Genomic DNA, 12,567 nt, shown 5'->3' with positions numbered 1-12,567 from the left:
GGATAAAGGGGCCTGTCCCCTCTTTCGGCTCACCACTCGTCCTTGCCCTTTTCGCTGGGCAGCACCAGCTCCAGAGAGCGGATGGCACACTCGATCATGCTGTCATCCGGCTCGTTGGTGGTGAAATTCTGCATCCACATTCCCGGCGCGGTCAGCAATTGTGCCAGTCGGCTCTCCTTCACATGGCGGCCCACCCAGCGGTTGAACTCATACGTGATTCCCACCACCAGCGGCAGCAGCACCAGATGAATCAGCGTCCGCAGTCCGGCGTTGGTCACCGGCCAGATGCCGAACACCACGCTGGATACCAGAATGGACACAAAGATCACCACGAACAAAAAGCTCGTTCCGCAGCGGGGATGGTGCCGGGGCTGAATGCGGACATTCTCCACCGTCAGCGGCAGGCCCGCCTCGTAGCAAAAAATGGTCTTATGCTCCGCGCCGTGATACTGAAACACCCGGTAAATGTCCTTCTGCTTGGAGCAGAGCACGAGGTACAGCAGGAAAATGCAAATTTTCAGCAGACCTTCCAGCACGTTCCGCCCCCACAGGGGAAAGCCCGGGAAATAGTGCAGCAGTGCGCCGGTAAGCAGCGTAGGCAACACCAGAAACAAAAATACCGACATTCCGACGCCCACCAGCACCGCAAAGGCCACAAGGGCCTTTTCCAGCTTTTCGCTGCTGAGGTGCTTTTCCATCCACTGCTCAAATTTGGAGGGCTGCGCGGCCTCCTCGTCCGGGTAGAAATCTGCGGAATACATCAGGGCCTTCACGCCGCTGACCATCGCCGCCAGAAAATTCACGGTGCCCCGCACCAGCGGCAGACCTAAAATGGGGTAACGGTCCTTAATGAACCGCAGCTCCTCCACCTTTTCTACCAGCTTTCCGTCCTTGTCCCGGACCACAATGGCCTGCTTTTCCGGCCCCCGCATCAAAATTCCCTCAATAAGCGCCTGTCCGCCGATGCTGGTGCGGAAGGCGCCCCTGCGCTGCTGTTCTTCAGCCATAGTCTGTTTCCTTTCCCATGCAGTATAGCATATCGCATTTTAAAAATCAAACATTTGTTCTACTTCTTTTCCGGCAGCCGAACGGTCACCACCGCGCCGCCGCCCTCGGCATTGCCGATGTCAAAGGTACCACCATGGAGTCGGACGATCTCATCGCACACCGCAAGACCGATGCCGCTGCCCCGGGCCTTGGAGGAGCCCTTGTAAAACTTCTGCTTCACATAGGGCAGCTCCGCCTCTGGAATGCCGGGGCCGTAGTCCCGGACACGGATGACCTGCTCCGTCCCCTCCGCTGTCAGCGAGGCGTCAATGCGCCGCCCGGCGCCGCCATGCTTGGCGGCGTTGTCCAGCACATTGCAGAATACCTGCTTCAGCCGCTCCGGATCGCCGCTGACCGGCGGCAGAAGCGCCTCTCCCGGCTCATAGCGCAGCTCAATGCCCTCCTGCCGGAACAGCTCCCGGTAGGTGAAAATGGCATCCTCAAACTCCGCCTGCAAATCGACCTCCTCTAACTGCAGCGTAAAGCGTCCGTCCTCCATTTTGGAAAAGTCCAGCAGTTCCTCCACCATGGAGGAAAGCCGCCGGGATTCGTTGACGATGATTCTCAGTCCCCGGTGAAGCTGCACCGCGTCCCGGTCCGGGTCCGCCAGCAGTGTTTCGCCCCACCCGCTGATGGCAGTCAGGGGCGTCCGCAGCTCATGGGATACCGAGGACACGAATTCCGATCGCATTTTTTCGTTCAGGCCGATCTTGGCGGACATATCGTTGATGTTGTCCACCAGCTCGCCCAGCTCTCCGCCGTATTTATTGTCCACGGTGTAGCCGTAGCCGCCCTGTGAGATCCGCTTGGCCGCGTCTGTGACCACCGCCACCGGCTCCACCACGTTGTTGATGAAAATGAGGTTGGAGCTGATGACCATCAGCAGACACAGCGCCGCCACAACGCACACCGCCAGCACGCTCAGCCGCACCTGCACCGTCGCCTGCCGCAGCGAGGTGACAAACCGCAGAACGCCCACCACCTTGCCGTTGACAGTCAGCGGATGGGACACCGCCAAAATCTGCTCCCCGGTCTTGGGGTCCGCCCCCCGGAAGTAGCAGATGCGGTTCTGCTCCACCGCCCGGGCAATATCGTCCGTCCCGGGGCGGGTGCCCACCGTCAGATTTGAGGTGGAGGAAGCCTGAATGCTTCCTGCGGAGGATAGGAACTGCATCTCCACCCGCTCCTTGTCGGCGTAGTCGGAAATGGCCTGATTGGCCCGCTGCAAATAATTGGCAAAGCCCTGATCCATGAAGTAATCCACAAAGGCGCCGGACTGCGCCCGGGCCTGACGCTCCAGTCCGTCCAGCATTCCCTGATAGTAGTAATTGGAGATACCCAGCGACACGCCGGCCACAATCAGGGCCAGCAGTGCAAATACCGGCACCACGGAGTTGAGAATCCAGCGCTGGCGGAGGCTCCGCACCCGCACAGCCTTTCGTTTTTGATTTTGCTCCGGCACGCGCCCCGCCTCCTTACCGTTCGTTTTTACGTGCGCCTCACGCGCCCCACTTGTAACCATAACCCCAGACTGTTGTAATGTAGGTAGGGTTCTGCACATTGTCCTCGATCTTCAGCCGGAGACGGCGGATGTTTACATCCACGATCTTCAGCTCACCGAAATAATCCCGGCCCCAGACCCGGTCCAGAATTTCCTCCCGGGAGAGAGCCTTGCCGGGATTTTCCATAAACACCCGCATGATGGCGTACTCCACCTGTGTCAGCTTTACCCGCTGGCCGTTTTTCTCCAGCGTCCGGTTGCGGACATTCAGCAAAAACGGCGGCTGGCTGATTTCCCCGGTCTGCGCCGTTTCCTCTCCGCCTGCCCGGCGGAACAGGGCGTCCACCCGGGCGGTAAGCTCCGCCGGGGAAAAGGGCTTGGTCACATAGTCATCCGCGCCGGTCATCAGCCCCGTCACCTTGTCCATTTCCTGGGAGCGGGCTGTCAGCATGATGATGCCGATTTTCGTATTGGTAGCCCGGATGCGGCGGCACACCTCAAAGCCGTCGATTCCCGGCAGCATGATATCCAGAAGCGCCACCTTCACATCGGGGTTGGCCCGCAGGCGCTCCAGCGCCTCCTCGCCGCTTTCGGCCTCGATAACATCGTACCCCGCGCGGCGCAGATTGATGACGATGAAGCTCCGAATGCTGGCCTCATCCTCTAAAACCAGAATTTTTTTCATGAACGCTCCTCCGTTATTCGCCGTTGGCTCAGTTGTCCCCGGCGGACCACTCTCTTGTGATCAGGCCGAACGCGCTCCGCACCTGATCCTCCGTTACGCTGTACTTCCAATCCTCATTGCCCTTCAGCAGCTCACCCACATAGATCACACCGCCATTCCGGCTGAGAATGAACCGCCCGGTCCGCACCGCCTGCCGCTCCCGGTCCGCGCCGCTGAGCGCTGTGATGCGCAGCAGTCCGGCGGCCGTTGTATCCTGCTCAACATAAAACGTCACAGCGGTCTCCTCCCCGCTGGAGGTACGGGCCGCCTGAATATTCTCCGCCCAGCCCTCCGGCAGCCGGAGATACCAACCGTCCTCTACCGCGTGATACGTGGACAGCGCCTTTGCCGCCAAACCGGAGGCATCGTAGCTGATCCAGTCAATCCGCTGGGAGGCCGTGCTCTCCTCATCGCCAGACAGCGGCACCGTGCGGGGCACCTCCGTCACCCCGTCGCCGTTGATGTCCGTTGGATACAGGGTGCAGAACCGGGAGCTTTCCCCGGAAACACCGGTCATGGCCGAGAGCACCAAATTTGTCAGCTCTCCGCCACGCAGCACCAGCACATCCGTAATGGCCCGGGTGCTGTCCGCCACGCCGGTGACAAACAGCGCCGGCGTGCTGGAACGCAGCACGCCCACCGTTATCCGGCCCTGCTGGCTCAGCTCTGCCATGGTCATAGAGACCCGGATGCTGGAGCCCAATGTCAGTGTACCGTTTTTCCAGAGGTAGCAGTCTGCGGTGCCCGCGCCGGTCTCATCCGCCCGAAGCACCGTCAGCTCCCGCTGACCGTCTCCGTCCAGATCCGCCACGGCGTATTTTACATAATCCGACCGGGCCAGCTCCCGAATCCCGTCCTTTTCCAATGTATAGACCGTAAGGGCCTGCAGCTCCATGCTGACCCGCCAGCCCACGATGATCTCCATTTTCCCGTCGCCGTTCATATCACTGTAGGCCACGCTGTAAATGGCGAGGCCGCTGCCCTCGATCACCGCCACCTGCCGGTAGCTGTCTCCGTCAGCGGCAAAAATATAAATTTTCAGGGGCTTTTCTCCATCGCTCTGCCGGAAAAAGGCCAGCGCCTCCTCCCGGCCGTCCCCATCCAGATCCATCATCTGCACCGGCTGGATATTGCTGCCGGAGACCGGGGTGGCATACTCCGCGCCGCCCTCCTGAATGGCGGATAGCTGCTGGTTCAGCGCCGTGTAGCGCTCCGGCAGCTCCGGCAGGGCATACAGCTCCTCCGGGTCCAGCGTCAGCTTCGGCGCAGCGCAGCCCGCAAGGCTCAGAGCCATGCACAGTGTCACAAGTCCGATTGTCAGCCTCCGCAAAGCGCCCATGGCTCCGCCTCCCTTCTCTCAGATACCTATTTCACATAAAGATACAAATATATCATACCACAGCCCGTCCGGTTTTGGTAGCCCCTCTTTCGGGATTCCGGCAGATTTAACACGCCGTTCATTTTTCCCCGATTCGCGGCAGGCGGCAGAGCCATACCGGCTCCGCCGCCTGTTCACTTCGTTTTTAGGAAATGGCCTCACTGCCTACGGTGTAATCACCCCAATGCCCGTCCAGCGCCTGCTCGGCGGTGCAGTCAGCGAAGAAATACGCCCCCAAGGCGGAGCGCCACTTCTGGGCGTCAAAGGTCACGGTGTTCCTCGCGCCGTTCAGTTCGTTGTCTCCGGTCTCCCGCTCGGTGATGCTGAACAGACAGCCGTTCTCCCAATAGGGGAGGCTGTCGGCCCCCTGTTCCGCCCCGGTGAGATAGTCCTCCGCCGCCAATTTCTCGTAGCTCATGGTCATGGTCTCGGAAATATCGTGCATCCCGCCGAACACCCACGCTACCGCCGCCTGCTCGCTATCGGACAGGCCGGTTTGGGACAGGTCCACGGAAAGCATGGTAATGTCGCTGTTCAGTCCCTCATCCACAGCCCACAGGTCATTCAGCACCCGGAGGTACAGGGCACAGCGGTCATCGAACCCATCGGGACAGATATGCACCGCCGTTACTTCCGCCAGCTTGGCGGGATAGGTCTCCAGCACGGAGCCGTAGGTGATCTCCAGCAGCATTCCCGGTGCATACACAGGTATACATACACCTGTATATACACCATTCTTGGCCGCCGCGGACTCGCCCTTCGGTGCTGCTTCCGCATCTGCCGGTGAGAGTGTATATACACCTGCCGGGCCGCCGTCCTCCTTGGCCAGCAGCAGCGGCGCGCCGTTTTCTGCCCGGATGACCCGAAACAGCTCGCCCCCAGCGTCTGTGCCGGGTCCTTCCGTTTTCCCGGACACGTCCCCGCCTCCGGAGCCTTCCTCCGCCCGGCAGGTATTGCCGGTGCTGTCTGTCCGCCCGCACCCCGCCAGCAGACACAGGCACAAAATCGCCGCAAACAGTTGCTTCATAGAAACCGCCTCCTTTTTATTTCTACTTCTTTGTCGGCGCAAACGGTGATTTTGTTCCCGGTCCTGCAAATTTTTCCTGAAATAATTATTTTTCTGAAATTGGGGCTTGACATTTTGCTTTCGCCGCGTAAAATAAGCATTAGCTTAGAAGTCTAATTTTTTGCTTACAAAGGAGGGGTAGCCATGACCCAGCGTGAGCGGCAGCTTTTGAACTGGATTGAAGAGAACCCCCTGATCTCCCAGCAGGAGTTGGCGGACAAGGCGGGCATCACCCGTTCCTCCGTGGCGGTGCACATCTCCAACCTGATGAAAAAGGGCTATATCACCGGCAAAGGCTACATCGTCCACACGGCCCCCTATGTCACCGTGGTGGGCGGCGTGAATATGGACATCGGCGGCTGGCCCGGCGAGGTCCCCGTCATGCAGGATTCCAACCCCGGCGTGGTGCGGATGAGCCTTGGCGGCGTGGGCCGGAACATCGCCCACAATATGGCCCTTTTGGGCATGGACGTTCGGATGCTGACGGTGTTCGGAGATGACATCAACGCTCAGAAGATCGCGGCAAGCTGCGGTGAACTGGGAATCGACATCTCCCAGTCCCCGGTCATTCCCGAGGGGCGCACCTCCACCTATCTGTTCATCACCGATGAACGGGGCGACATGGCGCTGGCGGTCAGCGACATGGAAATTTACAAGCACCTGACCCCGCAGCTGCTGGCCCAGCGGCAAACGCTGCTGAACGCCAGTCAGGCGGTGGTGCTGGACACCAACCTGCCCGCCGAGAGTATTCAATATTTGGCGGATCACTGCACCGCACCCCTGTTTGCTGACCCGGTATCCACCGCCAAGGCGGTGAAGCTGAAGCCGGTGCTGGGCAAGCTTCACACCCTGAAACCCAACCGCATCGAAGCGGAGCTGCTCTCCGGCGTTTCCATCACGGATGATGCCAGCCTCCGAAAAGCGGCGGAGACGCTGCTGGACACCGGCCTTCACCGGGTCTTTATCTCTCTTGGTTCCGACGGCGTCTTTGCCGCCGACCGGTCCGGGCATCAGGTGCAGCTTCCCCCGCTCCCCGGCACGATGGTCAATACCACCGGCTGTGGCGACGCTTTCATGGCGGCTATCACATGGGCCTATTTACAGGGTACGGATTTGACGGACGCCGTAAGGGCAGGCCTTGCCGCCTCCGTTATCGCCATGGAGTCCGCCGAGACCATCAACCCCGCCATGAGCGAGGACGCCCTGCGACAGCGAGCCGCGTTTTCCAAATAATACCAATTTCAAACAGAATACCGATTTCAAATTTAAAATATGGAGGAATTTAACATGACGCTCAATAAGTATCTGGACATTGCTCCCGAAGTGCAGAAGGCTCTGGACGAGGGCCGCCCCGTGGTGGCGCTGGAGTCCACCATCATCTCTCACGGTATGCCCTACCCTCAGAATGTGGAGACCGCGCTGAACGTGGAGAAGCTCATCCGCGAAAACGGCGCGGTGCCCGCCACCATCGCCGTCATCGGCGGCCGTCTGAAGGCCGGTCTGTCCGAGGCTGAGATCGACTATCTCGGCAAGACCGGCACCGCTGTTGCCAAGGCCAGCCGCCGCGACCTGCCCGTTCTGGTAGCCGAGGGCAAGGACGGTGCCACCACCGTCACCACCACCATGATCATCGCTCACATGGCAGGCATTCAGGTGTTCGCCACTGGCGGCATCGGCGGCGTGCACCGCGGCGCTCAGCAGACCTTCGACATCTCTGCCGATTTGGAGGAGCTGGCCCACACCCCCGTCATGGTGGTCTGCGCCGGTGCCAAGTCTATTCTGGACCTCGGTCTGACGCTGGAGTATCTGGAGACCCACGGCGTGCCTGTCATCGGTTACGGCACCGAGGAGCTCCCCGCCTTCTACACCCGCAAGTCCGGCTTCAAGGTGGACTACCGCATCGACACTCCCGCCGAGCTGGCCAAGGCCTTCTATGTGAAGCAGGACATGGGTCTCGGCGGCGGTATGCTGGTGACGAACCCCATTCCCGAGGAGTATTCCATGGACCACGAGGTCATCAACAAAGCCATTGACGAGGCTGTGGCCGAGGCCAACAAGCTGGGCATCCACGGCAAGGAGACCACTCCCTTCCTGCTGGCCAAGATCAAGGACATCACCGGCGGCGATTCTCTGGCCTCCAACATCCAGTTGGTGTACAATAACGCCAAATTGGCTGCCAAGACTGCCTGTGAATTGATGACTCTTGCCAAAAACTGAAAACTCTGCTACAATGGACTGACCAGGAACTCCTGGCCAGTCCATTTTTTATATTCCGGCGGCGCGGCCGCCCGAACCGACTCAAAACTATACAAAAGCGGGTGGTTTTTCATGACAGCGGCGCGCCTTGCGAAAACCGTGGCGGAGCCCACGGCAAAAAACAGCTTTATCTTTACAATTCTCGGCACAAAATGGGGCATTCTCTGGCTGTGGCTCCTGATCATCAACGTTGTTGCCTTTTTGGCCTACGGCGGCGACAAGCTCCTGGCCAAGCTGAAGGAGCATCAGCCAAAAGTCCCCCGTCTCCCGGAGAAGAATCTCCTGCTGCTGGCGCTGGTGGGCGGCGGTGTCGGCGCGTGGCTGGGCATGGAGCTGTTCCGCCACAAGACGCAGCACCGGGCATTCCGCATCTGCGTCCCCCTGTTCACCCTGATCTGGATCGTTGTAGTAGGCGGGCTGTACCTCTACTTCAACGTCATCAGATAAGTCCCGCGTATCCCCGGCATTTGGCAGTACCCGTTTTCCAAGCTGTATGTAAATGTGTACCCAAATTTAAAAAGGAGGATTCCGCATGAAAAAGCTCTTTTCCCTGCTGCTGACAGCGGCGATGGTATGCTCGCTGGCTGTCACCGCCGGCGCTGCCGACGTTGTTCCCATCTCGGCGTCGGCAAACGGAACGGCTGCCCACGTTGCCGCTCCGGCCCCGGACCTGACCGGCTCTACCGTGATTCTGCACACCAATGATGTCCACGGCGCCATTGCGGGCTATGCCAAGGTGGCCGCATTGAAGCAGTATTATCAGGACTGCGGCGCCTATGTTCTGCTGCTGGACGCCGGAGACTATATTCAGGGCGATCCCACCGTCAGCGCCTCGCAGGGCGCCACAGCCATTGAGCTGATGAACCTCGCGGGCTATGACGCCGCTGCGCTGGGAAACCACGAGTTTGACTACGGCTATGATAATCTTGTGAAGCTGTCCAAGGCCGCCAAGTTCCCCATCCTCTCCGCCAATACCCTGTATAACGGCAAAACGGCTTTTGGGGACAACAAGATCTTCACCACCCCCGGCGGCAAGAAGATCGGCGTGTTCGGTCTGGAAACCCCGGAGACCGCCACAAAGGCCCACCCCGGCAAGATCAAGGGCGTGACGTTCCCCGCCGGTGAGGCCATGTTCAAAATCGCCCAGAATCAGGTGGACGCGCTGAAGTCCGCCGGCTGCGACATCATCGTGTGCCTTGGCCATCTGGGTATCGACAGCGAGTCTGTCGGCAACCGTTCCATTGACCTTCTGAACGCCGTAAAGGGCATCGACCTCTTTATTGACGGTCACTCCCACTCCACCCGGGACGAGGTAAAGGCCGCTACCGGCGGCACGGCCGAGGTAAACGGCACTCCCCTGACCTCCACCGGCACGAAGCTCGAGAGCATCGGCGTGGTCATCATTGACGCCAACGGCCAGATGACGGAGAGCACCACCCCCACCGAGACCCTGACCGGCATTGACAAGACCGTGGCCGACCGCGCCGCCGCCATCCAGAAGCAGATCGATGACGATTACGGCGCCGTGTTCGCCAAGACCCTCTATGAGCTCAACGGCGCCAAGGCTCCCAACGGCAACCGGGACGGTGAGACAAATTTGGGCGACCTCATCACCGACGCGCTGGTCTGGGGCGCCAAGCAGAACGGCGAGACCGTAGACGCGGCCATTACCAACGGCGGCGGCATCCGCGCCACCATCAAGGCCGGGGACATCACCAAGAAGGACATCAACACCGTCCTGCCCTTCGGCAACACCCTGAGCATCGTCAAGGTCACCGGCACGGAGCTGCTGGAGGCGCTGGAGGCGTCCACCTACTGCACGCCGGACGCGCTGGGCGGCTTCCCGCAGGTCAGCGGCATTCAGTTCACCATTGACACCGGCAAGAGCTATGACGCCGGTGCGCTTTATCCCGACTCCACCTATCACGCACCCAAGAGCATCAACCGTGTCACCATCCAGTCCGTAGGCGGCAAGGCCTTTGACGAAAAGGCTGTTTACACCATTGCCACCAATGACTTCATGGCCGCCGGCGGCGATACCTACTATGCCTTTAAGGCCGCCTCCGCCAACTACAACATCGGCGTCCCCATGGACGAGGTGCTGATGGACTACATCAAAACGGAGCTCAAGGGCGTTGTGGGCGAGACCTATGTAAAGCCTCAGGGCCGCATCACTCTGACCAAGACCGAGGCCCCTGCCGAGGAGCCGGCCAAGCCCGCTGAGCCTGCACAGCCCAGCACCCCCGCACAGCCTGCCAAGCCCGCTGACGGCGATGGCGGCGAGACCTCCTACACCGTGGTAAGCGGCGACTGCCTGTGGAACATCGCCTACCGGCACTATGGCTCTGGCGCGAAGTTCACTATGATCGCCGAGGCCAACGGTCTGAAGGCCCCCTATCTCATCAACATCGGACAGGTCTTGGTAATTCCCGCCGCGTAACAGCGGCTTTACGCAGGCACTGTTCCAACTCTGCAGTTTAAAAAGTTCCCCGGCAGACAAATGTCTGCCGGGGAACTTTTTCGTGTAGCGATATGGAGCGCCTATCAGGCAGCGGAATTTTGGAGAGTAAAAAGCACTGGCGCGGGGCTCTCAAAAAGGCGCCCGCGCCATTGAAATTCACCGGTTCCCGGCCCATTCCGCCGGGTTTCAAATGCCCTGCAAATGGAAGTCCGGGGTGTATTCCTCCTTGGCGGAGGTACGCTCCTGCGTGAACCCGTTGCTGATGCCGCAGTCCGCCATGTAGCGCTCTGCCGCCCGGTACTCCGCCGGTGTCAACCGCCGGGCCAGCTTGCCTACCGCTCCCGGCTGGGGCGTGTACTGGCTCATGAGAGAAAACAGCACATCGCCGGGCCGGAAGGTGCCTGACACCCAGTCGATGACCGCCTTCGTGTTTTCCAGCTCCCCCGGCAGCACCAGATGCCGGATGAGGACGCCGCTTTTCAGTTGGCCGTTTTCTTCTTTGTACGGCCCGGTCTGGCGGAACATCTCCAAAATGGCCGCCTCGGCTATCTCCGGATAGTCCACCGCCGCGGAGTATTCCCGCGCTGGGGCGGACAGGGCATACTTGAAGTCCGGGAGGTATACCTGTACCCGGCCCTCCAGCCGCCGCAGCGTCTCCACGGACTCATACCCGCCGCAGTTCCACACCACCGGCACCGGCCACGGCGTATCCCCCAGCGCCTCTAAAACGCTGTCAGTGAATTGGGTTGGCGTCACCAGATCAAGGCAGGACGCCCCTGCCTCCACCAGCTCGCAGAAAATCTCCCGAAGACGTCCGGGGGTAATGGGCTTGCCGTAGCCCTCCTGTGAAATAATGCCGTTCTGGCAGAATTTACACCGGAGATTGCAGCCGGAGAAAAACACGGCTCCCGCGCCGTGAGACCCTACAAGGCACGGCTCCTCCCATTGGTGAAGCATAGCCCGGGCCGCCACCGGCCACGCCGGCATGGCGCACACACCCCCTGCCTTGTCCGGCAGACGCTCCGCGCCGCAGTGCCGGGGGCAAAGGTTGCAAATCATCAGTCTCCCGTTCCCTTTCCGTTGAAGTCGGGGCCCAGATCCCCCGCCCGCCAGTGGCGGCGGCACAGGCCGATGTACTTATCGTTGGCTCCCAGCACCACCTGCGCGCCCTCCTTGAGCACACGGCCGTTTTCATCGAAGCGGGCGTTGAACATGGCCTTTTTTCCGCACCAGCAGATGGTCTTGACTTCCTCTAACTTATCGGCCATCACCAGCAGCTCATAGCTGCCGGGGAACAACTCCCCCTTGAAGTCCGCCCGCAGTCCGTAGCAGATTACCGGCACGCCCAAATCGTCCACAATGTGCACAAGGTAGTCCACCTCCTCTTTTGAGAGGAACTGAGCCTCGTCCACGATGATGCAGGCGTTTTCCTGAAGCGCTTCCGCCGACAGGGCCAGCATCTCGTCAAAATAAATGCAGGGGTATTCCAGACCGATGCGGGAGTGCACCATATGATCCCCATCCCGCTGGTCCAGCCGGGGCTTCACCAGCAGCGTTTTCTGGCCCCGCTCCTCATAGTTGAACCGGGCCATCAGGGCATTTGCCGTTTTGCTGGAGCCCATGGCTCCGTATTTGAAGTAAAGCTGCGCCATTTCCTTCTCCCTCTTATGTTGTTTCCTGTTTTTCCGCCGTTTCATCTATGCGCTGGCTGAAGGGATCGTTTTCCTCCGCCTGCGTCCGCAGATCGGCGGCGTCAATGGTCATTTTTCTGCACGCCGGGCAGTACCACGCTGTATGATAGACTGTCAAAATTTGATCTCCATCTGTGTCTATTCGGATGATATTTTCACTTCCGGGATTCCACCGGGCTTTTCCGGTGGCAATGCCGCGATACCAGAAAACGCCCCGGCCGCCCATGAGAAAGCCCTGCTCCATATCCTTGCCGCACCACGGGCACTTCTCCGGTGGCAGCCGCAGCCTTTCCCGCTTCTCCTGCCGCCCTGCCTGCATGGCGTCCCATTCTCCCCGGAGAGAATCCAGCAGGCTGGGAGCCGCTTTTTCCGGCTCCCGAGCCGGTTTACGCTTATCAGGGTCAATGTCCCACGGGTCCTCGCTCTTTTTCCAGAAGGACATG

The 12,567-nt window shown here is 60.1% G+C and carries 12 protein-coding genes; 4 read left to right on the top strand and 8 right to left on the bottom strand.

What is annotated here, in order from left to right; translation table 11 throughout:
• Positions 1 to 29: 29 nt before the first annotated feature.
• The 5 genes from PY311_RS03320 to PY311_RS03300 form a co-directional block, all read right to left on the bottom strand.
• A complete protein-coding gene (locus PY311_RS03320) occupies positions 30 to 1,007 on the bottom strand; it encodes a DUF1385 domain-containing protein (RefSeq protein ID WP_286147258.1) in 978 nt (325 codons plus the stop codon).
• Between the two features lie 59 nt (positions 1,008 to 1,066).
• A complete protein-coding gene (locus PY311_RS03315) occupies positions 1,067 to 2,509 on the bottom strand; it encodes a HAMP domain-containing sensor histidine kinase (RefSeq protein WP_286147257.1) in 1,443 nt (480 codons plus the stop codon).
• Positions 2,510 to 2,546: 37 nt separating this feature from the next.
• Entirely contained in the window at positions 2,547 to 3,233 is a 687-nt protein-coding gene (locus PY311_RS03310) for a response regulator transcription factor (protein ID WP_286147256.1), read from the bottom strand.
• Between the two features lie 28 nt (positions 3,234 to 3,261).
• Positions 3,262 to 4,611, bottom strand: coding sequence for an FG-GAP repeat domain-containing protein (locus PY311_RS03305; protein WP_286147255.1), 1,350 nt, complete (start codon positions 4,609 to 4,611; stop codon positions 3,262 to 3,264).
• A 184-nt stretch (positions 4,612 to 4,795) separates the two neighbouring features.
• Positions 4,796 to 5,677 (bottom strand): hypothetical protein, encoded by an 882-nt coding sequence (locus PY311_RS03300; protein ID WP_286147254.1) that lies wholly within the window; start codon positions 5,675 to 5,677, stop codon positions 4,796 to 4,798.
• A gap of 183 nt (positions 5,678 to 5,860) precedes the next feature.
• Between PY311_RS03300 and PY311_RS03295 the strand changes: the two genes are divergently transcribed.
• The 4 genes from PY311_RS03295 to PY311_RS03280 all read left to right on the top strand — a co-directional run bounded on the left by PY311_RS03295 (position 5,861) and on the right by PY311_RS03280 (position 10,412).
• Positions 5,861 to 6,949, top strand: coding sequence for a PfkB family carbohydrate kinase (locus tag PY311_RS03295; protein WP_286147253.1), 1,089 nt, complete (start codon positions 5,861 to 5,863; stop codon positions 6,947 to 6,949).
• A 54-nt stretch (positions 6,950 to 7,003) separates the two neighbouring features.
• Entirely contained in the window at positions 7,004 to 7,933 is a 930-nt protein-coding gene (locus PY311_RS03290; protein ID WP_286147252.1) for a pseudouridine-5'-phosphate glycosidase, read from the top strand.
• A gap of 111 nt (positions 7,934 to 8,044) precedes the next feature.
• Positions 8,045 to 8,419, top strand: a complete 375-nt coding sequence (locus PY311_RS03285) for a DUF1294 domain-containing protein (RefSeq protein ID WP_286147251.1) — start codon at positions 8,045 to 8,047, stop codon at positions 8,417 to 8,419.
• Between the two features lie 85 nt (positions 8,420 to 8,504).
• Positions 8,505 to 10,412 carry a 5'-nucleotidase C-terminal domain-containing protein gene (locus PY311_RS03280; protein ID WP_286147250.1) on the top strand — a complete coding sequence of 636 codons (1,908 nt, stop codon included), beginning with the start codon at positions 8,505 to 8,507 and terminating at the stop codon, positions 10,410 to 10,412.
• Positions 10,413 to 10,619: 207 nt separating this feature from the next.
• Here PY311_RS03280 and PY311_RS03275 read toward each other — a convergent pair whose 3' ends face one another.
• From PY311_RS03275 to PY311_RS03265, 3 genes are read right to left on the bottom strand one after another with little or no spacing between them, the layout of a single operon-like run.
• Positions 10,620 to 11,492: a radical SAM protein gene (locus PY311_RS03275; RefSeq protein WP_286147249.1), complete on the bottom strand. Its 873-nt coding sequence runs from the start codon at positions 11,490 to 11,492 to the stop codon at positions 10,620 to 10,622.
• Positions 11,492 to 12,085: a thymidine kinase gene (locus PY311_RS03270; RefSeq protein WP_286147248.1), complete on the bottom strand. Its 594-nt coding sequence runs from the start codon at positions 12,083 to 12,085 to the stop codon at positions 11,492 to 11,494. The genes PY311_RS03275 and PY311_RS03270 overlap by 1 nt, the downstream gene beginning before the upstream one ends.
• Positions 12,086 to 12,098: 13 nt before the next feature.
• Positions 12,099 to 12,566, bottom strand: a complete 468-nt coding sequence (locus PY311_RS03265) for a PF20097 family protein (protein WP_286147247.1) — start codon at positions 12,564 to 12,566, stop codon at positions 12,099 to 12,101.
• Position 12,567: the final 1 nt, after the last annotated feature.

The organism is Neopoerus faecalis (genome assembly GCF_029218125.1).
Taxonomy (GTDB): domain Bacteria; phylum Bacillota; class Clostridia; order Oscillospirales; family Oscillospiraceae; genus Oscillibacter; species Oscillibacter faecalis_A.
This window is presented reverse-complemented; position numbering and strand designations above follow the sequence as displayed.